This is a genomic window from Ruegeria sp. AD9 (assembly GCF_056542305.1).
The window spans coordinates 54,221-74,415 of the sequence record NZ_JBQFZP010000004.1; the positions used below are offsets into that span (position 1 = coordinate 54,221).

General features: G+C 58.2%; 21 protein-coding genes. 11 read left to right on the plus strand and 10 right to left on the minus strand.

The window, feature by feature from the left end:
* Entirely contained in the window at positions 1–1,182 is a 1,182-nt protein-coding gene (locus ACR0AM_RS07470; protein WP_480622544.1) for a TIGR03862 family flavoprotein, read from the minus strand.
* Between the two features lie 48 nt (positions 1,183–1,230).
* Between ACR0AM_RS07470 and ACR0AM_RS07475 the strand changes: the two genes are divergently transcribed.
* Positions 1,231–1,527, plus strand: a complete 297-nt coding sequence (locus tag ACR0AM_RS07475; RefSeq protein WP_480474152.1) for an HNH endonuclease — start codon at positions 1,231–1,233, stop codon at positions 1,525–1,527.
* Here ACR0AM_RS07475 and ACR0AM_RS07480 read toward each other — a convergent pair whose 3' ends face one another.
* The 3 genes from ACR0AM_RS07480 to ACR0AM_RS07490 are packed head-to-tail and all read right to left on the minus strand — an operon-like array spanning position 1,528 to position 3,610.
* Positions 1,528–2,265 (minus strand): VOC family protein, encoded by a 738-nt coding sequence (locus tag ACR0AM_RS07480; protein WP_480622545.1) that lies wholly within the window; start codon positions 2,263–2,265, stop codon positions 1,528–1,530.
* Positions 2,262–2,870, minus strand: coding sequence for an enoyl-CoA hydratase/isomerase family protein (locus ACR0AM_RS07485; RefSeq protein WP_480622546.1), 609 nt, complete (start codon positions 2,868–2,870; stop codon positions 2,262–2,264). The genes ACR0AM_RS07480 and ACR0AM_RS07485 overlap by 4 nt, the downstream gene beginning before the upstream one ends.
* On the minus strand, positions 2,867–3,610 hold the full coding sequence (locus ACR0AM_RS07490) for an SDR family oxidoreductase (RefSeq protein ID WP_480493887.1): 744 nt from the start codon (positions 3,608–3,610) through the stop codon (positions 2,867–2,869). Before ACR0AM_RS07490 ends, ACR0AM_RS07485 begins: the two co-directional genes overlap by 4 nt.
* Before the next feature lie 140 nt (positions 3,611–3,750).
* Between ACR0AM_RS07490 and ACR0AM_RS07495 the strand changes: the two genes are divergently transcribed.
* The 5 genes from ACR0AM_RS07495 to lpxK all read left to right on the plus strand — a co-directional run bounded on the left by ACR0AM_RS07495 (position 3,751) and on the right by lpxK (position 9,790).
* Positions 3,751–5,265: a DUF2125 domain-containing protein gene (locus ACR0AM_RS07495; protein WP_480622547.1), complete on the plus strand. Its 1,515-nt coding sequence runs from the start codon at positions 3,751–3,753 to the stop codon at positions 5,263–5,265.
* A 168-nt stretch (positions 5,266–5,433) separates the two neighbouring features.
* Positions 5,434–6,780 carry a TldD/PmbA family protein gene (locus ACR0AM_RS07500; protein ID WP_480622548.1) on the plus strand — a complete coding sequence of 449 codons (1,347 nt, stop codon included), beginning with the start codon at positions 5,434–5,436 and terminating at the stop codon, positions 6,778–6,780.
* Positions 6,767–7,567: an inositol monophosphatase family protein gene (locus ACR0AM_RS07505; RefSeq protein WP_480622549.1), complete on the plus strand. Its 801-nt coding sequence runs from the start codon at positions 6,767–6,769 to the stop codon at positions 7,565–7,567. The genes ACR0AM_RS07500 and ACR0AM_RS07505 overlap by 14 nt, the downstream gene beginning before the upstream one ends.
* Positions 7,564–8,802: a 3-deoxy-D-manno-octulosonic acid transferase gene (locus tag ACR0AM_RS07510; RefSeq protein ID WP_480517867.1), complete on the plus strand. Its 1,239-nt coding sequence runs from the start codon at positions 7,564–7,566 to the stop codon at positions 8,800–8,802. The genes ACR0AM_RS07505 and ACR0AM_RS07510 overlap by 4 nt, the downstream gene beginning before the upstream one ends.
* Positions 8,789–9,790 carry a tetraacyldisaccharide 4'-kinase gene (lpxK, locus tag ACR0AM_RS07515; RefSeq protein WP_480622550.1) on the plus strand — a complete coding sequence of 334 codons (1,002 nt, stop codon included), beginning with the start codon at positions 8,789–8,791 and terminating at the stop codon, positions 9,788–9,790. Before ACR0AM_RS07510 ends, lpxK begins: the two co-directional genes overlap by 14 nt.
* A gap of 37 nt (positions 9,791–9,827) precedes the next feature.
* On the opposite strand, the gene ACR0AM_RS07520 is transcribed toward lpxK, so the two are convergent.
* The gene (locus ACR0AM_RS07520; RefSeq protein WP_480474161.1) at positions 9,828–10,490 is read right to left on the minus strand and encodes a DsbA family protein; all 663 of its coding nucleotides are present in this window, start codon (positions 10,488–10,490) and stop codon (positions 9,828–9,830) included.
* Positions 10,491–10,503: 13 nt separating this feature from the next.
* A complete protein-coding gene (locus ACR0AM_RS07525; RefSeq protein WP_209504997.1) occupies positions 10,504–11,010 on the minus strand; it encodes a DUF721 domain-containing protein in 507 nt (168 codons plus the stop codon).
* Between the two features lie 81 nt (positions 11,011–11,091).
* Here ACR0AM_RS07525 and mutY point away from each other — a divergent pair, with 81 nt between their 5' ends.
* Both mutY and ACR0AM_RS07535 read left to right on the plus strand, forming a co-directional pair.
* Complete coding sequence (gene mutY / locus ACR0AM_RS07530) at positions 11,092–12,147, plus strand: A/G-specific adenine glycosylase (protein ID WP_480493893.1); 1,056 nt, start codon at positions 11,092–11,094, stop codon at positions 12,145–12,147.
* A gap of 61 nt (positions 12,148–12,208) precedes the next feature.
* Complete coding sequence (locus tag ACR0AM_RS07535) at positions 12,209–13,345, plus strand: alkane 1-monooxygenase (RefSeq protein ID WP_480493894.1); 1,137 nt, start codon at positions 12,209–12,211, stop codon at positions 13,343–13,345.
* A 65-nt stretch (positions 13,346–13,410) separates the two neighbouring features.
* Here ACR0AM_RS07535 and ACR0AM_RS07540 read toward each other — a convergent pair whose 3' ends face one another.
* The 4 genes from ACR0AM_RS07540 to ACR0AM_RS07555 all read right to left on the minus strand — a co-directional run bounded on the left by ACR0AM_RS07540 (position 13,411) and on the right by ACR0AM_RS07555 (position 17,330).
* Entirely contained in the window at positions 13,411–14,793 is a 1,383-nt protein-coding gene (locus tag ACR0AM_RS07540) for an adenylate/guanylate cyclase domain-containing protein (protein ID WP_480622551.1), read from the minus strand.
* Positions 14,794–14,932: 139 nt separating this feature from the next.
* Positions 14,933–16,036, minus strand: coding sequence for a site-specific DNA-methyltransferase (locus ACR0AM_RS07545; RefSeq protein WP_209505001.1), 1,104 nt, complete (start codon positions 16,034–16,036; stop codon positions 14,933–14,935).
* A 107-nt stretch (positions 16,037–16,143) separates the two neighbouring features.
* Positions 16,144–16,761, minus strand: a complete 618-nt coding sequence (locus ACR0AM_RS07550; RefSeq protein WP_480622552.1) for a ribonuclease HII — start codon at positions 16,759–16,761, stop codon at positions 16,144–16,146.
* Positions 16,762–16,871: 110 nt separating this feature from the next.
* Entirely contained in the window at positions 16,872–17,330 is a 459-nt protein-coding gene (locus tag ACR0AM_RS07555; RefSeq protein ID WP_480493896.1) for a hypothetical protein, read from the minus strand.
* A gap of 176 nt (positions 17,331–17,506) precedes the next feature.
* Between ACR0AM_RS07555 and ACR0AM_RS07560 the strand changes: the two genes are divergently transcribed.
* The 3 genes from ACR0AM_RS07560 (at position 17,507) to ACR0AM_RS07570 (ending at position 20,146) form a co-directional block, all read left to right on the plus strand.
* Positions 17,507–17,794 (plus strand): hypothetical protein, encoded by a 288-nt coding sequence (locus ACR0AM_RS07560; protein WP_209505003.1) that lies wholly within the window; start codon positions 17,507–17,509, stop codon positions 17,792–17,794.
* The gene (locus ACR0AM_RS07565; RefSeq protein WP_267365085.1) at positions 17,766–18,467 is read left to right on the plus strand and encodes a winged helix-turn-helix domain-containing protein; all 702 of its coding nucleotides are present in this window, start codon (positions 17,766–17,768) and stop codon (positions 18,465–18,467) included. The genes ACR0AM_RS07560 and ACR0AM_RS07565 overlap by 29 nt, the downstream gene beginning before the upstream one ends.
* 104 nt (positions 18,468–18,571) lie before the next feature.
* A complete protein-coding gene (locus ACR0AM_RS07570; RefSeq protein ID WP_480622553.1) occupies positions 18,572–20,146 on the plus strand; it encodes a DUF427 domain-containing protein in 1,575 nt (524 codons plus the stop codon).
* Positions 20,147–20,195 lie beyond the last annotated feature (49 nt).

A 20,195-nucleotide genomic window follows, 5' to 3' on the forward strand; every position in this document is an offset into this window, starting at 1 on the left:
TCAGCCCTGATCCAGCCAATCGGCAGCGGCCCGACCGGCCCAGCGGCCAGTGGCAAGACAGGCTGTCAAAAGATACCCCCCGGTCGGCGCTTCCCAATCCAGCATCTCACCGGCGCAGAACACGCCCGGCATGGTCTTCAGCATCAGCCCGTCACCCAACGCGGATCGTTTCACGCCACCTGCCGTCGATATAGCCTCATCCATCGGTCGCAGTCCCGCGTGCAGGATTGGCAGTTTCTTGAGGACCGCCACTTCGCCGGGCAGCGGCAAGTGACTGCGTTTTGCCATCTCGTGAAACACGGCGATCTTCTGCGGTGACAGGTTCAACGACTTTCTCAACCATTGCGAAAGTGTGGTTTTCGACTTTCTGGAAGACCAACGCGCCTGCAAGGACTGCTGTTCCAGGTCGGGCACCAGATCGACAAAAAGTAGCTGCCCTTTGCGCAAAGCAGGGGTGAGAGTGTAAAGCCCCCCTCCCTCCAGCCCGGTTGCCGAGATCGCAGCCTCGCCGCGGCTATCCAGGTCACCGGCCATCCACCGAACCGACTTCAGCGCCGCCCCGAAATGTGGCTGCATATGAGTGCTCCAGTCCACCGACAGGGCTGAATTCGCAGGTTCAAACGGTGCCAGTTCGACGCCCCTGTCAGACAGGATTTGCGCCCAATGACCATCCGATCCAAGGCGGGCCCAGCTGCCCCCCCCCAGCGCAAGCACGGTTACAGCAGCAGTCAGGTTTTGCGGCCCGTCCGGTGTGTCGAATACCAGCGCATCAGCTTCCCAACCTTTCCATCGCCAACGGGTTTTGATCTCAACCCCGGCTGTGCCCAGTCGCGCAAGCCATGCGCGCAACAAAGGCGACGCCTTCATGGCCTCGGGAAAAACCCGCCCTGTAGAGCCTGTAAATAATGTCTGTCCCAATCCACGCGCCCAGTGCTGCACGGCTTGCGCGTCAAAGGCGGTGATCATCGGGCGCAACCAGTCCGCCGCATCGGCATAAGACCGCATCAGTGTCTCAGGCGGTTCATCCTTTGTCAGGTTCAGCCCCGATTTACCAGCCATCAGAAATTTGCGTGCAACCGAGGGCTTGGCTTCGGCAACCAGCACGGAATGCCCGGCCTCGGCCAGTTGCTCGGCCGCCATCAACCCTGCGGGGCCTGCTCCGATCACGACTGCCTGCGCCATTCGCACCCTCTTGCCTTCGCCATCTATCGGCGCAAGTTTCAAACCATCATGGCGAACAACGATCCGATCTGCCCGCTCTGCGACCGCCCGATCCCCAGCGGGGGTGGCAGCCTGCATCATCTGATCCCAAAACTCAAAGGAGGCAAGGGCGGACCCACCGTTCTTCTGCACCAGATTTGCCACAAAGAAGTCCATGCCACCCTGACCGAGGCCGAACTGGCGCGCTGTTACAACACGATCGCAGCCTTGCGCGCGCATCCCAGGCTTGAGAAATTCCTGATATGGGTGCGTAAACGCCCACCCGGATTTCGGTCGAAAGTTCCGGGCAAGCGACGCAACAGGTGATCAGCCCGGCAAGACCGTATCGCCAAAGGCGTCTTTCAAAGGTGCGGCCAACCCTTCGACTTCTATTCCCCGGTAATCCGGTACAGGCACAAACTCTGCACCCGCAAGATGCTGGAATTCCAGTGTCGTATACGGTCGTTTCCACAACCACTCGCGATTCTCGACGGCCCACAAATCGGCGTTTGGAGGGGTTTCGTCGGTAAAGGCATAGAAATGCAGATCAAAGCCATGGGGGGCCACCTCCTGCATTGACAGCAAGGACATACCTTGCGCGCGCCAAAACGCGTCCTCACCCGCAATATCACCGGTCCGAAGGGTTATCTGACCGATCCGGGCCTGCGCAAACGGAGCATCTGGATATGCCACCTGCGCCGGTTTGTTACCTTCGAAATCATGTTGCAGCAATTCGATGACAAACCCTTCGGGATCAGCCAGATGGCACATATACCCGATATCCAGAAACTGGCGCGGCGTGCTTACCGCAGTACCCAGCGCGCGCAGATGCGCTGCCGCAAGATCGACATCAGGGACGGTTATTCCGATCTTCCAATATCTTTGGCCCCGGTCATGGGTGTATCCGCCACCACCCGGCAACAGCACAAGGTCTGCATCTTCCGAGTTGTAGCCGACGCGACAACCTGATCCCTGCCGGTCAACCCGCATACCCAGAAAGTCGCGATAGAATACGGCCAGTCTTTCCGGATCAACGACCCGCAACCGAATGGCCGAAATCCTCATGAACACATCCTTGCGATGTCCGCGGCGATAACGGGGTCAGCGTTCACGCTATCTGTCACCAGCTCATGCGCGGTTTGCATCAGGTGATCGGGTTCGACAATCCGATCAACCAGACCGAAGTCATAAGCCTCTTGCGCGGTGATCTTCTGACCTGCCATCAGGATCAACTTGGTTCTGGCCGGACCCACCAATGCCGCCAACCGTTTCGGATCGGAAGGTTGCGGCAGAAACCCCAGCTTCATCACCGGATAGAAGAACTTGGCCGTTGGCACCGCAATGCGAAGGTCACAGGCCAAAGCCATGCCATTGGCCCCACCAGCCAAAGTTCCGTTCAACGCGGCAATGGTCAGACAGGGCAATGCGGCGATGGCACCGGACAGTCTTTCCCAGACGTCAGAGGTGGCCAGACCGGCGCGCGCCTCGTCCAGATCGGCCCCCGCGCTGAACACTTTGCCCGCGCCCGTCAGGATCAGCGCCCGCGCGCTGGTTGCAGACTCGGCAATCCCGACCAGTTCACCCAGCATCGCTCCGGTCAGGGCGTTTGCCTTTTCGGGATTGTTGATCGTAACAACCCACAGGCCATCCTCTTTCGTCAGGTCAATCATATCAACCCGACCCTTTTTCGGATGTCTTCCAGACGCAGCGAGATTTCCGTTCCCAAATACTCATCCGCGTCCTTGGAACACATCCACAACAGGGCACGTGCTGGCCAGTCTGCGGGAATATGCGCGTCCCAGTCCAGTTGACTGACCGGATTGATACCGCTTGCCTTGATGGACCGCTGCATATCCGTGGCAACCGTCCCCGGCGACAGCCCCATGGCGCGAATACCGTGTTGGGCTTCTTCCAGATGCAGGCATTCCGTCAACATTTTTGCCCCGGCCTTTGACGCGCAATAATGGCTCCACGCCTCAACCGGGTTGGACGCCGCGCCGGACGAGACGGTCAGAATGCTTCCGCCCCCGGCGGCCCGCATCACCGGCAATGCCGCACGCATCCCGTAGAAAACGCCTTTGAGGTTGATGTCGATGGCTTTGCTCCAGGCCTCAGGATCGGCGTTGGAAAGATGAAAGATCGGATCGATCACACCGGCATTGCCAATCAGAACATCCAGCCCGCCGAACCGATCCACACATGTGGCCACAGCCTGCTCGACCTGCGCGAAATCGCTGACATCGCAGGCCAGCGCGATGGCCTGATCACCCAGATCAGCGGCCAAGGCATCAATCTGATCGCGGCTGCGGGCCACCAATGCGACATTGGCCCCGGCTGCGGCAAAAACGCGCCCCGCTTCGGCCCCGATGCCACGGCTGGCCCCGGTTATCAGAACTGTTTTCCCCTGCATTCGCCTCTCCTCACGCATTGTTATTGATCCCGGCAACAGGCGTAACGCGGAAACGGGGAAATGGTCCAGCCCTTGCCCCCTTGACGATAGGTGCCACAACCCCGACCATGCGCCGCAAATTGATCAAGAAGGGTTACCTTATGTCCGTTTTCCTCCACCGCAGCTGCGGTGCTGTTCTGGCTTATGCCGTCGCGACCCAGGGCGCGTTCGCCGACCTTACTGCAAATGATGTCTGGTCCGACTGGCAAAGCTATTTCACATCAATGGGCTACACCGTTACAGGCGACGAAAGCATCGCCGGTGACGTCACCACAATTTCGAACATGACACTTTCTTTGACCTTTCCGGAAGAAGACGGGCAGTTCCAGATGGTCATGCCGGAAATGACGCTGACCGAAAATGGTGACGGAACCGTTACCATCGGATTGCCCGAGAGCTTTCCCATGGACGTCACGGGAACAGCCGACGATGAAGAGTTTGCAGCCAAAGTGATTTATTCGCACAGCCAGCTGAACATGGTCGTTTCGGGTACACCCGAAGACATGACTTATGACTACACCGCTGACAAACTGGGCATTGCGCTGGATTCGATTGAAGTTGATGGCGAACCGCTGCCGAACGAGGTTTTCAGCATCGCGGTCGAAGCAGGTGATCTGGCCGGTCGGTCGCGGATGCAAATCGGCGAACACCGAAACATCACTCAGATATTCAACAGCGATACACTGACCTATAACCTGAACTTTCAGGATCCGGAAAGTGGTGAAAGCGGGCTGATCAATGGCCAACTGGGCCAACTGGCCTTTGAAGGCGAAAACGTGATCCCACTGGATTTTGACATGTCTGATCCGCAGGCGTTTTACCAGGCGGGTTTCGCCTTTGATGGCACGTTTACCTATGCATCCGGCAGCACCGATCTGAGCGGGACCAGCGAAGGCCAGGCGTTCTCGATGAACAGCACCTCGGAGGGTGGGCACTTTGCCGCCAGCATCGACGCCGAGCGCATCGCCTATGACATCGCGCAGAACAGCACCAAACTGGCGGTGACAACAGCGGATCTGCCGTTCCCGATCGAGTTGTCCATGGCCAGTGCAGGGTTGAACTTCGAATTCCCGATCCAGCAATCGGACGAAATACAGCCCTTCGCCTTTGGCCTCAACATGACCGATTTCACCATGTCTGATGTCCTGTGGGGCATTTTTGACCCGGCAGGCGCGCTGCCCCGCGATCCGGCGACAATCGCGCTGGAAACGACCGGCACGGCAAAAGTTCTGATGAACATCTTCGATCCAGAAATCAACGTCGAGTCGGATGAGGCTCCGGGTGAGTTACATTCGCTGAAAATCAGCCAGCTTCTGGTTTCGTTGGTTGGTGCCAAACTGACCGGTGATGGCGAATTCGCCTTCGACAATTCGAACACAGAAGAGTTTGGCGGAATGCCTAGCCCAAGCGGCGTGGCAAACCTGAAACTTGTTGGCGCCAATCAGCTGATCGATACGCTGATCGGCATGGGCCTCATTTCGGACGACGATGCGCTGGGCGCGCGGATGATGATGGGTCTGATGGCTGTCCCCGGCGATGAGCCTGACACCCTGAACTCGACCATCGAATTCACGGAAGACGGTCAGATTTTGGCGAATGGCCAGCGTATCAAGTGATACCCATCTGAAAGGGCCGCGCAGTGCGGCCCTTTCCATTCCTTTGAACCTTGTGCCAAACCCGGTAGCGGCATGGATTTATCCCGATCCACACAGCACAATCCGGTCACAGGTCTTGCGGGGCGGGCGGTGCAAGGCTAGGTCCTTGGCAATCAACCCGGAGACCTCATGACCCGCACACCAGAAGAAATCAGCCAACAATTGCTCGATGTTGCTCGCCGGGCAGGCGCAGAAGCGGCAGATGCCATCGTTCTCGAAGGGTCCTCGGTCTCAGTCGAAGTGCGGGGCGGCGCACTGGAACATGCGGAACGCTCGGAAGGCGCTGATCTGGGCTTGCGTGTGTTTCTGGGCAAGCGGTCAGCCATTGTGTCCAGCTCTGACAGGCGCCCGGAAACCCTTGCGGCGATGGCCGAACGCGCCGTGGCCATGGCAAAAGAAGCGCCCGAAGATCCCTATTCCGGGCTGGCGGACAAAAGCCAACTGGCCTGTGACTGGGATATTCAGTCACTGGAATTGCTGGACACCGCCCCGGCCCCGTCCGCAGAAAGCTTGATGCAGGATGCGCTGGCCGCCGAGGCCGCAGCACTGGCGGTAAAAGGCGTCACGCAGGTGTCGGATGCGGCTGCAAGCTATGGAACGCACCGGGTGCATCTGGCGGCTACAAACGGGTTTTCCGGTGGGTATGAGCGCAGCAGCCGATCCATCTCATGCGTTGCGATCTCTGGTGAAGGCACCGGGATGGAGCGCGACTATGACGGTGACAGCCGGACGTTTCAATCCGACTTGCGCGACGCGGCTGAGATTGGGCGCAAAGCAGGGGAACGCGCTGTGCAACAGGTTGGCGCGCGCAAACCGGCGACCGGCAGTTTCCCGGTGTTGTTTGATGAACGTATCTCGTCTTCGCTGATCGGGCATCTTCTGGCCGCCAGCAATGGGGCCGCGATTGCGCGCGGCGCGTCTTGGCTGAAGGATTGCCTGGGGCAAGACGTGCTGCCCGCGCATCTGTCACTGATCGAAGATCCGTACCGCCCGCGTATCTCTGGCTCGCGCCCATTTGATGCCGAAGGTCTGCCCACGCAGCGCCGGGTGATCGTGGAAAACGGTGTCCTGACGGGCTGGACACTGGATCTGTCGAGTGGCCGCAAGCTGGGAATGGACTCAACAGGCAACGCTGCGCGCGGTGTGTCCGGCCCACCCTCACCCAGCAACTGGAACCTGAGCCTTACGCAGGGAACCCGCAGTCGCGACGATCTGTTGCGCGATATGGGCACCGGTTTGCTGGTCACGTCCATGATCGGATCGACGATCAACCCCAATACGGGCGACTATTCCCGTGGTGCATCAGGTTTTTGGGTCGAAAACGGTGTGATCACGCATCCTGTCAACGAATGCACAATCGCAGGCAATCTGCGTGATATGCTGCGGCGGATCATTCCCGCCAATGACGCCCGCCCATATTTGTCGCGCGTGGTCCCGTCGCTGTTGATCGAAGGAATGACACTTGCCGGCAACTGATCTGCCCCTTCTGATTGAGGCCGCGATTGAGGCCGGCAAGATCGCTACACGCTATTCCGGGACGCAGGCACAGCGTTGGGACAAACCCGGTGGCGCCGGTCCGGTGACCGAGGCCGATCTGGCCGTCAACGCGATGCTGGAAGAAAAGCTGTGCGCTGCGCGACCGGGCTATGGCTGGCTCAGCGAGGAATCCGAGGATTCGCCCGAGCGGCTGGACCGCAGCAATGCCTTTATCGTCGATCCGATTGACGGCACCCGCAGCTTTACCGAAGGCGCGCGCACCTGGGCGCATTCGCTGGCTGTTGCAGTGGATGGCATTGTGACTTCCGCCGTAATCTATCTGCCGATGCGCGACTTGCTTTATGCTGCCGCGCAAGGTCAGGGCGCAACTCTCAACGGGCAAAAGATCACGACGTCGAAAACGTCTGAGTTATTGCAGTCGCAGGTTCTGGCCGCCAAACCAAATCTGGACGCACAGCACTGGCGCAATCAGAATGTTCCAGCCTTCCACCGCGCGTACCGTCCCTCGCTTGCCTATCGCATGGCGCTGGTCGCGCAGGGGCGGTTCGATGCCATGCTGACCCTTCGCCCAAGCTGGGAATGGGATATTGCCGCTGGCGATCTGATCATCCGAGAGGCAGGCGGCGTCAGTTCAGACCGTTTGGGTCATCCTCTGATCTTCAACAATGCCCACCCCAGGCTGAATGGCGTAATCGCCGCCAGCACCGCAATCCATGCGCAACTGTCTGCTCAGCTGGACCCGATCGGGCCCGGAATCGGCGCATGAGCAAACCGCGCTCATTAAGCCTTGCCGCTTATCGGGTGCTGTCCTGGAGAATGCGGAACGGCGTTGGTGTAAAAACCGACCTGCCACGCCCCGAAGGCGAGGTCGTGTGGATGCACGTCGCCACGCCAGACCGCCTGCGGGCGGTGAGTGATTTTTGTCGCCGGTTGCTTCAGTCCCGATCCAAGCTGCATTTTCTACTGACCGCTCCGCCGGACGCGGATCTGTCTGCCTGGCCGGAATGCAGCTTTCCCCTGATCAACCTGCCTCAGGAACAGAGCGGGGCCGCGCGTGACTTTATCGAATACTGGCGCCCAGGTATCGGGATTTGGGTCGGCGGTGATTTGATGCCCAACATCATAACCCGAGCCGATGAACAGGCTGTACCCCTTGTGTTGTTTGACGCCCAGTTTACCGTTGCACTGTCCCGGAACGCGCGCTGGCTGCCAGACATAACCAGAGTGACCTTTAGCTGCTTTCGCAAGATACTGACTGCAAATTCTGAAACCGCCCGTCACATCCGGAGACTTGGCATCCCGTTTTCAACAGTCGAAGAATCGCCGCCTTTGCGCATCAGCCCAAATCCAAGACCTTGGCCAGAAGACGAGCTGATCGAAACCAACCACACGCTTGCAGGGCGACCTGTTTGGTTGGCTGCCTGGGTGCAGGACAAAGAGTTCATTTCGGTTCTGACAGCACATCGTCAGGCATTGCGCCTTTTGCACCGGCTGGTTCTTGTACTTCACGTCGCCGACGTTCACGAAGCTGCCCCCCTAAAACGGAGGCTGGAGGCGATGGATCTACGCTGTGTTAACTGGGACGATGGCGACTTGATCGAAGACAGCACGCAGGTCGTTCTGACTGCGGACCCAGAAAATCTGGGGTTGTGGCACCGTGTGTCGGCAGTGACGTTCATGGCCAGTTCACTGGAACGCGGTGCAGGCGGTCAGGACCCGTCCGACGCAATCGCGCTGGGGTCTGCCATAATTTCTGGACCATTCGTGCATCGCCATCACGAGCTTTACGCCCACCTGCAACAGGCAGGCGCAGCCAAGGAGGTCAAGTCAGCAACCGAGTTGGGCGATGCCGTCGTACAGCTTCTGGCACCGGACCGCGCCGCTGACATGGCTTTGGCAGGATGGCAGATAATCACCGAAGGTGCGCCGCAGGCAGACACTCTCATCGAATTGGTGCAGGATATTCTGGACGAGAGGAGCGCAGATCATGCGGGCACCTGAGTTCTGGAACACTCCTCCGGACCAGCCGGATCTGAGGGCACGGCTGCTGGCCCCGCTGGGCCGCTTATATGCCGCAGCGACAGCCCGCAGGATTGCCTCGAAATCGGGGGAAAATCCCGGTGTGCCCGTGATCTGCATCGGCAATCTGAATGCAGGTGGAACCGGGAAAACGCCCACCGTCATCTGGACCCTCGAACAACTGGGTAATGCCTGGCACAAGCCCCATGTCGTGACACGAGGACATGGCGGGTCACTGGAAGGCCCGGTGCAGGTCGATCCGGGCAGGCACACCGCCGCCGAGGTGGGGGACGAGCCGCTGTTGCTGGCGATGTTTGCCGAGGTCTGGGTTGCCAAGGATCGGGCGGCGGGTGCGCGTGCAGCGGCCGCGGCGGGGGCAACGGTGATCGTTCTGGATGATGGTTTTCAGAACCCTTCGGTCGCCAAGGATTTCTCGATTATCGTTGTGGACGCCCAGCGCGGATTTGGAAACGGATTATGCCTGCCAGCCGGTCCACTGCGAGAGCCGGTCGATACCGGCCTGCAACGGGCCGACCTTGTGCTGTCCTTGGGTGAAGAGGCGGCACAAAAGGTGTTTGCCAACAACTGGAAAGACCGGTTGACCGTTCCTCATGTCACCGGGGCAGTCGAACCCCTGCAAACCGGTATGGATTGGTCAGAAACGCGTGCGTTGGCGTTTGCAGGAATCGGCTATCCCGAAAAGTTCTTCCAAACCCTGCGTCGGTTGGGTGTGGATCTGGTCCGGGCCGAGGCGTTGGACGATCACCAACCGTTGACACAGGCCCTGATGACCCGGCTGGAAAACGAGGCGCGTTTGCTGGGCGCTCAGATGGTCACCACCGAAAAAGACGCCGTTCGCATGCCGCCCGCTTTCCGAAGCAAGGTGATCACTTTGCCGGTTCGGCTTCAGATTTCAGACGCCGACGTGGTCAGGGACATGCTTTTGAAAACCGTCCCTTCACCAAGGTAACTCAGGCTGGCCCCCGGTGGCGCCAGCCGGGTTCGGGTCAGCTGCCGAGCTCTGCTTCGATCAGCTTTTTGAAGTCCGCGTAGGACTGATTGTCAACTTTCTTGCCGTTCACGATGAAGGACGGGGTTGCCTGAATTCCATCGCGTTCGGCGTTTTCCTGATACCACGCGGCCAATGTCCGCGCCTTGGTGCCATCCTGCAAACAGGCCTCAAGCTGGTCGCCATCAATACCTGCCAGACGACCAATCTTGCGCAGTTCATCGACGATCTCGGCCGGGCCACCTGCGCGCGTCCATTCTGCCTGACCTTCGTAAATCAGATCAGTGATGCCAAAGAATTTCTCGGGGCCGGCACAGCGGGCCACCATCGACGCCCACAGACCGTAGCGATCAAAATAGACCTCACGATAGGTGAACTTGACCTTGCCGGTGTCAATGAAATCCTTCTTGAGCTGTTTATACGCGCTCTTGTGGAAATTCGCGCAATGCGGGCAGGTGTAGGATGCGTATTCGATGATTTCGACAGGCGCCCCTTCGGCCCCCTGAACCATGTCAATGATTGTGGATGTATCCAGGTCCGCCTCTTGCGCCTCGGCGGCACTGACCAGCGGAAAACTTGTGTTGGAATTTGTCAGCGACACCCAATAGCCGCCAGCGGCCACGGCGACGGCCGCACAGATTACGGTTGCAATACGGCTCATTCTCAGCCCTTTCTCAGCGTTTCTGTTTGGATAAAACGTTGCGCCCAAGACGTTCAAGGGCCGCGCGCAAATCTTCATCATTTACACTGCGTGACACTTTGTCTGCCTCGGCAGCAATTTCAGGTGCAATCTCGGGTTTTGCTTGCTTCGGTCTATGGTCGAAACTGGCCTGCCCCTCGGCAAATCCGGTCGGAGCGGTCTGGGTGATCCGGACACGGCTGATGGCATTATAGCCGTAGACCGCGTTCACTTTACCACGCAGCTGTTCCTTCTGCATTTCCAGCATCGGGGCCTGCGGGCCTGTGGTCAGAACGGTCAGGGTCGCGCCGAAACCGCCTTTGCCATAGCCGACACTGACTGGGCGCGCGATGGCGGCGGTATCCTGACCCACGATCTCGGCCCAATGGGTCAACAGACGTGAGACAGCAAAGCCCCGGCTTTCCCCGGCGCGCCTGATCTGGTCATTCAGCAAAGACGCGGTGCGCTTGAACCCGCGGGTTGACGAACGTCTGCGTTGCATCTGGTTTCCAACTCCTGCGCCGCTATTGTAATAGGCAGAACACCGGGTGCCAGCGAAACCTGACAGGGAGACGAATAAAACTTGCGTGATTCCTTTGAATTCACCGCCAGCGCTGCGCTTCTGGAGTGGTATGACCACAACGCTCGCGCCATGCCATGGCGCACAGGACCGGCAGAGCGCGCCGCCGGGGTACGCCCTGACCCCTATCGGATCTGGTTGTCCGAAGTGATGTTGCAACAGACGACTGTAGCAGCGGTGCGGGATTACTTTCTGCGCTTCGTGACACGTTGGCCTACGGTTCAGGCGCTGGCCGCCGCGCCGGATGATCAGGTCATGGGGGAATGGGCCGGTCTTGGCTATTACGCGCGTGCGCGCAACCTCTTGAAATGCGCCCGCGCTGTGACACGGGATCACAATAGTCAGTTCCCCGATAAATATGATGCGCTGCTGACGCTACCCGGCATCGGCCCTTATACCGCTGCGGCAATCTCGGCCATCGCCTTCGATCAGCCTGAAACGGTTCTGGATGGCAATGTCGAACGCGTCATGGCCCGATTTTACGACATCCACGCGCCGCTGCCCGGCTCGAAACCCCTGCTGAAGGAAAAAGCCTCAGCGCTGACACCTTCTACTCGGCCCGGTGATTACGCGCAGGCGGTCATGGATTTGGGGGCCACGATATGCACGCCGAAATCCCCGGCATGTGGCATTTGCCCGCTGCGCGAACCATGCAAAGCGCGGATCGCGGGAACACAGGCTGATCTTCCCCGAAAAACACCGAAAAAGCCCAAACCCACCCGTCGCGGTCACGTTTATATTGTGCGCATGTCAGATGGGGCCATGCTGCTGGAGCGCCGACCGGACAAAGGTCTGCTGGGCGGAATGCTGGGCTGGCCCGGATCGGAGTGGGCAGACGATCCGGTCGAGCACCCCCCGCTTGCGGCAGATTGGAAAATGGTGCCGGGCGAGGTGCGCCACACCTTTACGCATTTTCATCTGATTTTAAGAATCTGGGCCGCAGAAACCACCGGTCAGGATGTTCCCGAACACTTGATCGCAGTGGGAAAGCACAGCTTCCAACCCAGCGACCTGCCCACAGTGATGCGCAAAGCCTATGATCTGTGGAAAGGACAATAAGACCGCTGTGCATTCCTTGGCCTCGCGGCTAGGCTGTTCCCATCTAGCAGGAGCACCAGAGATGACCGCAACAGTCTCGTTGGCACGCTGGCAATCAGCATCACCCTTCTGGGTGTCTCTGCTGTTGATCCCGCTGATCTGGTTCACTGCTTTCGCGGGCGGATGGTGGGTTTTGCTGATCCCGATCTCGACCTGGTGGGTCTTTGCCGTGCTGGACCGGATCACCGGGCTCAACGTGGAAAATGCGGACCCCGAGACGCCGGACGGCGATCTGCAACGGTACATCCTGCTGACCAAGCTTTGGGCACCCCTTCAGTTCCTTACCTTGTTTGGCCTGATCTGGTACGCGAGCCACGGCAGCCAGCTTTCGACGCCTGAGAAAATCGGCCTGTTCTTTGGCATGGGTGTTATCTCGGGTACGGTCGGTATCAATTACAGCCACGAGCTGATGCATCAGAAAAGCCGTTGGGAACGCTGGCTGGGCGATATCCTTCTTGCCATGGTGCTTTATTCTCATTTTCGGTCCGAGCATCTGCTGGTCCATCACCGTTATGTAGGAACGCCACGCGATCCGGTGACGGCGCGATACAACGAAGGGTTTCACCGCTTTTACCCTAGGGTGTTGCGGCAAAGTCTGGTCTCGGCCTTCAACGCCGAACGCGGAAAACTGGCCCGCAAGGACCGACCCTGGACCGACCGCTCCAACCCGTTCTGGCGTTACTGGGCGTTGCAATTGGGGATGCTGGCACTGGCGTCGCTGATCGGAGGCTGGTCAGGTCTGGCCCTTTTTCTGTTGCAGGCCGGTGTCGCGATCTGGCAGCTGGAATTGGTCAACTACGTGGAACATTACGGCCTGACCCGGAAACATCTGGGGGACGGGCGGTATGAACACGTCCTGCCCAGGCATTCCTGGAACGCATCACAGAAGGCTTCAAACTGGTTGCTGATCAATCTGCAACGCCATTCGGATCACCACTACAAACCAAACCGCCGGTTTCCGCTGCTTCAACACCACACGCCCGAAAAGGCACCGCAACTGCCCTATGGCTATCCCGTCATGACTGTGGCTGCGATGATCCCACCGCTGTGGCGGCGGGTCATGAACCCGCGGGTCCGGGAATGGCGACGCCAGTACTACCCCGAGATCACCGATTGGCACGCCTATAACAAGGCCCTGAACCCGGTACCTGATGCGTAACCGATGCGCAGCCCTGCCCATCAGGCTCAGCGCTTAGGGTGCTGTTCTGGTGGGGTATACGGTCCTCAGCCTTTCATCACCCAGATATCCATCGGTGTTTCCACGCCGCGCACGGATTGATCGGTAAGCTCTGCAAAACCAGTCATGGCGACCGACGCAGACTGGTTTTCCTCTGCAATCCGCACGCGCACGGCATCACTGACCACGATACGCGCCTGTAAATCACGCGTCAGCGCCTCGAGCTTGGCTGCGACGTTGACGGCATTCCCGATGACTGCAAATTCAAGCCGGTTCGCACCAATGTCGCCCAATACGACCGAGCCATAATGCACCCCAATCCCGACGCGGATTTCAAGCTCTCCCGCCCGGCGGCGTTCCAGATTCCATCGAGCAATCACGCTGACCATCGCGCGTGCGCATCCCAGCGCGTTGCTTGCATCCAGCGGCGTGGGCACCGGGGTGCCAAAGGTCGCCATCAGACCATCCCCCAGATACTTGTCTAGGGTTCCGTGGTGGCGAAAAACCTCGGTCTCCATGCGGGCGTGAAAGCCTCGCAGCACTTCGATCACATCATAGGGGTCACGCCCGGCCGCGTATTTTGTAAACCCGACGATGTCGATGAACAGAACGGCCACATTCTCTTTTCGGACCCGTTTCAGCGGCTCGTCATTCTGACTCAGCTCCTCTACCACGTTGGGCGAGAAATAGCGTGACAAGTTGGCCCGTTCCCGTTCCAGCCCTGCGTTGCTCATCAATAGCCGGTTCAGCCGCTGCATCGAAAGGCCCAAAGTCACGGCCACCATCATGAACACGGTCACCTGCTGGATGCGCTGAGGCGCCATGAAACTGTTCGGATCCAGAAGCTCGGCAACATCTGGGTAGCCTTGCAGGGCGGCTGCAACTTTTTCGCTGATCCCCGGAATAGGCGTTGCGACCCACGACGCAACGATCCAACCGATCGTCCACATAATCGCCGTCCAGGTTCCGATGGCGATCACGGTCCGCCAGGAATAAGCCAACGTGCCTGCGGCCAGAATGACGAAGAAGTACTGAAAGTTGTCGAACCGGTATTGCATGGCCAATGGCCTGACATCATCGCTGAAGGGATTGGGCACGATCATCCCGAGCGTCATGATCAGCAGGTCGACGAAAATCAAAAACAACTCGCCCCGCGATTGCCCGACACGACCTGCACGGCGGATCAACCACCCGTTGCCGCAGATCAGCAGCAGAATGAAGTGATACCAAAGCACCTCCCATTGCGGGTTCAGAAAAATGAGCAGCACCGCAGTCAGCGCCATCGCCACCCATCGCGCACGCACAGCCAGTTCCAGACCCTCGCGCTTGTGCCGTTCCAACGCAGCCTCGGTATATTTGTTGTCCAGATCAAACGCATCGGGCTGGGTGAAAAACAGGCTTCGGCGGGGCTGTGCGGTCGTCTCGGTCATGGCCGTGGTCTTTCTTGCAGAGGCTTGGCAGCCTTATGCAATCACTGTTGAAGGCAAAACAAAAGACCCCGCCGATTGATCGGCGGGGCAAGGCATAGTGCCATGTGTCAGGCCACAGGCACCGGCGGTGTTCGTGAATTCAATTGTGCATTTCTGCGCGGATCTGTTGCCGCAGGATGTCAATCGGTACGGTCTTGCCGTCCCGTTTGAAGCACCAGTATGTCCAGCCGTTGCAGGACGGTGCGTTTTCCAGATGCGCGCCGACCTGATGGATTGACCCTTTGACATTGTCACCCACCAGCGTTCCGTCCGCACGCACCTTCGCCTTGTGACGTTGGTTCATGGAATAGAGCTCTTCACCCGGGCGCAACATTCCGCGTTCGACCAGTTGACCGAATGGCACGCGTGGCTCGGCACGTTTGCTGGCGCTGACTTCCAGAGCTTCGCGATCAAACTTGCGGACCTTGGCGATGCGTTTTTCAGCCACCTTGCGATAGCTTTCCTCTCGCTCGATACCAATGAACTCGCGCCCCAACATCTTGGCGACGGCCCCGGTGGTTCCGGTACCAAAGAACGGGTCCAGCACCACATCGCCGGGGTTGGTCGAGCCGACCAGCACGCGGTGCAACAGCGATTCCGGTTTTTGCGTCGGATGCGCCTTGTCGCCGTTTTCGTCCTTCAGGCGCTCATGCCCGGTGCAGATCGGCAGTACCCAGTCGCTGCGCATCTGCACACCTTCGTTCAGAGCTTTCAGCGCCTCATAGTTGAAGGTGTATTTCGCGCCTTCGCGCTTGGACGCCCAGATCATCGTTTCATGCGCATTGGTGAACCGCTTGCCGCGAAAATTCGGCATCGGGTTCGACTTACGCCACACAACATCATTCAGGATCCAGTATCCGGCATCCTGCAGCGCTGACCCCACGCGGAAAATGTTGTGATAAGACCCGATCACCCAGATCGCACCATTGGGTTTCAGCAGACGATGTGCCGCCTTCAGCCATTCGCGCGTAAACTGGTCATACGCCCCGAAGCTTGCGAACTGATCCCAATGATCATCCACCGCATCGACCTGCGAATTATCCGGACGATGCAACTGACCTTTCAATTGCAGGTTATACGGCGGGTCCGCAAAAATCAGATCCACGGACGCCTCGGGTAGACTGTTCATCACATCGATGCAGTCCCCGGAGAGAATCGTGTTTAAAGGGAGCGCTTTTGCGCCCTTTTTGGTGGTTGTTGTCATATCACTGCCTCAAGTGTCCACGGCGCTTTTGCGCTCATTTGGTTGAGACAAGGATGAGTCAAAGTCGATTCGCCGTCAAATTCTTTTTTGAATCAGCTACTTACGATTTACTCTTGATACAAGATATTGTGCACCGGTTTGAACGAACGCCTATGGTGTGGGGTCACGCCAAGATTTCGCAACGCTTCCTTGTGTTGTTTTGACGGATAGCCCGCGTTGGTTTCCCACCCATAACCCGGATGCTGTTGCGCTAAATCCACCATCACCTGATCGCGCCAGTTTTTCGCCAGGATCGAAGCAGCCGCGATCGACACCGATCGTGCATCGCCCTTAACAACGGCCTGTGACGGAATTCTCAGACCCTGCGGTATCAGGTTGCCATCAATCAGCAGAAAATCAGGTGCCGGGGTCAACGCCTCCACCGCGCGCATCATCGCCAAGTGCGACGCCCTCAGAATATTGACTTCATCAATTTCGGCGACAGCAGCATCGGCTACCGCGAACTCAGCAGTGTTTCGAATCTCAGCGTCCAGCGCAGCCCGGCGTTTTGCGGTCAGCTTTTTCGAGTCATTCAGGCCGTCAGGAAAGTGCTTCGGGTTCAGAATCACGGCGGCAGCCACAACCGGCCCGGCCAATGGGCCGCGCCCGACCTCATCCACACCGGCGATACGGATGTGGCCCATGTCCAGCAGCGCCTGCTCAAGTTCGAAGTTTGGCATTGTCATTCCCTTGGAAAACCGCGTTTCGCGTAGCACCGCAAGAAGAAAAGAGAGGACGGTCCACACCACCCTCTCTCTCACGGCACTTCTTTGGCACCGTTCCTGCTCAACCCAAACTACTGATAAACGACGCGGTATCCCTTCTGGCGCAGGCATGCAGGTTCATAGGCCTGCCTGACCTTTTTGCCATTCCAGAAACCGACCTTGCACTCTTGCGGCAGGCTATTGGCATGTTTGTAATGCTTCTCGAGACATTTCGGCCCAAGCAGCGGATGATCCTGCGAATACCCATCATAGGTGCGCAGGCAGCGCTGGGGCAGGTCGTACCGCGCCACATGCGGCGGTAACGGGCGCACTTGCTGCGCCACATATGGTGTATGGGTATAGGTCTGTTGACGCGTCGCCCGGTCCTTTTTCTTTTCCTTGTTATAGTAATGAACACCGGCACCTATAATTGCGATGGCCGCAAGCCCCCCTAGAATGTCCTTTGCGTCGGCCGCCTTCGCCTGAGAAGCTGAAACACCGGTAATCGCAACTGCGGTTGCAATGATCAAAGCGATGAATTTCTTATGCATGATGCCTGTCCTTTCGGATGTTCGTGCGACCGTATGACGGACCGCGTGCTGATTGCCCTGAAAGTGGGGACACCTGCCCCAGACAAGCAATAACGGCCCGGTGTTATCGGATATCAGGTGCCGCAATCCCCTTGAGTTATTGAATATCGTGGCAACTCATGCGCAGGATGCGGCCTATGAAACAGATCCTCTCTTCTCTGACCTTTGCGGCCCTGTTATCGCTTGGTTCTGCTGCGACAGCGGCAGATTGTTATGCGGACTACAAAGCCAAGAAGGACAACCCGCTGCGTTTGCATTACGGCGTTATGCAGGTCACAAACTGCGACAAGGGGCAGGCCCGGGCAGAAATCGCCCAGCGCCTGAACGCATCAGGTTGGACCTTGCTTGAAGTGCAGTCCGTTTTCGGGCCGGAAGGGTTGGATCAGAGGAAAGGCAATGCCGGACAATTCTATCTCCGTTTCTGATGCACGCCGGTCGGGTGTCCGCCTGGTTGTGCTGGGCATCGCGGCCATTGTCGTCATTCTGATCACCGCTGCCGTTTTCCTGTTCTGGACCTTGCCGGACGCAAATGCGTTCAACGCTCGTGTCGAACGGCTGTTTGTCGAGGCCGATCTGACGTCACAGACCGAGATTCGCCTGCTTGAAATTCTGGCCCAATCGGGCACCGCCTTTGCTGACACCCTGTCCAGTTACCGGATGGTGATCTATGTATTGCTGGTTTTTGCCAGCGCGATGATGATCTCGGCGTTGGTCTTTCTGGTGATGCTGGTCTTGTTGAACCGGCGCATGGCGCAGATCGAACGTACCGGCATTCAGGTGACGTCGCTGCTGATCAGTCGCGAAGAAAACACTGTCTACCTTAACAACATGGATTTCAAACTGACACCCGCCGCCATGGAAACCCTGTCGATTCTGGCGGAATCCCGGTTGGATGACGAGGTGTTGTCCGGCGCCCAGATCGAGGCCATGATTTCCGGTCGCGATGCTGCCGATTGTGACGAAGCCGCTGGCGCAACACGGATCAAACGGTTGCGCGATGCGCTTGGCAACCAGATGGTTAGCGAACTGCTGGTCAAGAATATTGCCAAGAAGGGGTACATGCTGTCGATCGAGAAGGACGTCATTCAAATGGTCTGATGTTTTGACGCGTCGCTCGCACCCGGTAAATTCCCGTTGCAGCCTCTTGGAATGTCAGATGGAAAGCCCCATTCTAAACAAACCCCAGGCAGAGGAGGTCGCTTATGAACGTCCACGCCGCGCCACAGATGAATGGATATGGAATCTCGGTTGAGCCGCTGGATGGCAGGATTGCCATTTACCGGAACGACATTCTTCTGGCTGAAAGCACAAATGCAAAGGTGATGTATGAAACGCGTTTGCCGCCAACGATTTACGTTCCCCGCGCAGATGTATGTGTGGATCTGAGCGAAGAAACAGACCTGCAAACATTCTGCCCGTTCAAAGGTACCGCCACTTACCACGACATCCAACTGGCCTCGGGGCCTCTGACCAATTCCGTCTGGGCTTATGAACAAGCCCTGCCGGAAAGCGCGGATATCCGGGGATGTATCGGGTTTGTGTCCGGCGCCTACACCCGGATTGACCTGGGCGACAATCGCCTGCGCGAGCCGGACGACGGCAATATCAGCGGACCTCTGATCGACTGGCTGATGCGCGGTGCTTCGGCCGCGACCACGCCCGAAAGCTTTACCAAGGCATTGGCCAAGAAGATGCTGGAGCACGGCATCGCCATCCAGCGGCTGAGCATTCTGGCATGGTCCTTGCACCCCCTGATCGCGGGCAAACACTATATCTGGGAAAAGGATCAGGACGAGATTCTGACCCGCGCCCCGACATACGAAATCTATGATCACCCGGCTTTCATCAACAGCCCGTTGCGCCATGTCTCGAACGGGTTAGGCGGCGTACGGCAAAGGCTGAACGACGATAACCCGCATAACAGCTTCCCGATCATGGAGGAGTTGCGGGCCAAGGGTGCCACCGACTATGTCGCGATGCCGTTGCCCTTTTCTGACGGGCGAACCAACGTTCTGACCCTGACCTGTGACCACCCCAACGGCTTCACCACCGAGAATCTTGGCCTTGTGTTCGAATGCTCCTCGGTGATCGCCCGCTTTTACGAAGTGTTCATGCAACGCGAGAATGCGCAGGTTTTGCTGGAAACATATGTTGGAAAACGCTCTGGCGCACGCGTTCTGGGGGGCGAGATCCGGCGCGGTGACGGGGATGAGATCGACGCGGCAATCATGTTCTGTGACCTCCGCAACTCGACAAGCCTCGAAGAGAAACTGGGTCGGGGCACGTATATCAGTGTTTTGAACGAGTTCTTTGAAACCGTCTCGGGTATCGTTCACGAGAACGAAGGCGAAGTTTTGAAATTCATTGGTGACGCTGTTCTGGCGGTATTCCCGGCAACCGATGAAAACGCCAGCGCGGCCCGTGCCAACGCACAGCGCTCGGCAATCAATATCGTCGAAACATTGGGTGAGTTGCGCAAAGCAGGTACCGGCTTGCATTGCGACTGTTCGATTGGCGTGGCTTATGGGCGCGTCACTTATGGCAATGTGGGCTCTCGTGAACGTCTTGATTTTACAGTTATTGGACAAGCGGCCAACATAGCCGCGCGGTTGGGCGAATATGGGAAAACCGAAGGGCATCGCATAGTCGTTTCCGAAGATATCGAGCCTGCCTGCTCCAACGCCTTGCCATTGGGCGCGGTCAACCTGCACAACGTGTCTCGACCCGTAGTATGCTACGCTTTGCACACCACGGCCGACGAGATTTTGAACGGTTAACATGTGGTTTGTGCAGGTTAAACGAGAGACGTCGGATACTTGATTGCGG

Bases quoted from the DNA above. Each gene is read 5' to 3' on its own strand.
- ACR0AM_RS07470 (WP_480622544.1), bottom strand. From the start codon at position 1,182: ATGGCGCAGGCAGTCGTGATCGGAGCAGGCCCCGCAGGGTTGATGGCG.
- ACR0AM_RS07475 (WP_480474152.1), top strand. From the start codon at position 1,231: ATGGCGAACAACGATCCGATCTGCCCGCTCTGCGACCGCCCGATCCCC.
- ACR0AM_RS07480 (WP_480622545.1), bottom strand. From the start codon at position 2,265: ATGAGGATTTCGGCCATTCGGTTGCGGGTCGTTGATCCGGAAAGACTG.
- ACR0AM_RS07485 (WP_480622546.1), bottom strand. From the start codon at position 2,870: ATGATTGACCTGACGAAAGAGGATGGCCTGTGGGTTGTTACGATCAAC.
- ACR0AM_RS07490 (WP_480493887.1), bottom strand. From the start codon at position 3,610: ATGCAGGGGAAAACAGTTCTGATAACCGGGGCCAGCCGTGGCATCGGG.
- ACR0AM_RS07495 (WP_480622547.1), top strand. From the start codon at position 3,751: ATGTCCGTTTTCCTCCACCGCAGCTGCGGTGCTGTTCTGGCTTATGCC.
- ACR0AM_RS07500 (WP_480622548.1), top strand. From the start codon at position 5,434: ATGACCCGCACACCAGAAGAAATCAGCCAACAATTGCTCGATGTTGCT.
- ACR0AM_RS07510 (WP_480517867.1), top strand. From the start codon at position 7,564: ATGAGCAAACCGCGCTCATTAAGCCTTGCCGCTTATCGGGTGCTGTCC.
- lpxK (WP_480622550.1), top strand. From the start codon at position 8,789: ATGCGGGCACCTGAGTTCTGGAACACTCCTCCGGACCAGCCGGATCTG.
- ACR0AM_RS07520 (WP_480474161.1), bottom strand. From the start codon at position 10,490: ATGAGCCGTATTGCAACCGTAATCTGTGCGGCCGTCGCCGTGGCCGCT.
- ACR0AM_RS07525 (WP_209504997.1), bottom strand. From the start codon at position 11,010: ATGCAACGCAGACGTTCGTCAACCCGCGGGTTCAAGCGCACCGCGTCT.
- ACR0AM_RS07535 (WP_480493894.1), top strand. From the start codon at position 12,209: ATGACCGCAACAGTCTCGTTGGCACGCTGGCAATCAGCATCACCCTTC.
- ACR0AM_RS07540 (WP_480622551.1), bottom strand. From the start codon at position 14,793: ATGACCGAGACGACCGCACAGCCCCGCCGAAGCCTGTTTTTCACCCAG.
- ACR0AM_RS07545 (WP_209505001.1), bottom strand. From the start codon at position 16,036: ATGACAACAACCACCAAAAAGGGCGCAAAAGCGCTCCCTTTAAACACG.
- ACR0AM_RS07550 (WP_480622552.1), bottom strand. From the start codon at position 16,761: ATGACAATGCCAAACTTCGAACTTGAGCAGGCGCTGCTGGACATGGGC.
- ACR0AM_RS07555 (WP_480493896.1), bottom strand. From the start codon at position 17,330: ATGCATAAGAAATTCATCGCTTTGATCATTGCAACCGCAGTTGCGATT.
- ACR0AM_RS07560 (WP_209505003.1), top strand. From the start codon at position 17,507: ATGAAACAGATCCTCTCTTCTCTGACCTTTGCGGCCCTGTTATCGCTT.
- ACR0AM_RS07565 (WP_267365085.1), top strand. From the start codon at position 17,766: ATGCCGGACAATTCTATCTCCGTTTCTGATGCACGCCGGTCGGGTGTC.
- ACR0AM_RS07570 (WP_480622553.1), top strand. From the start codon at position 18,572: ATGAACGTCCACGCCGCGCCACAGATGAATGGATATGGAATCTCGGTT.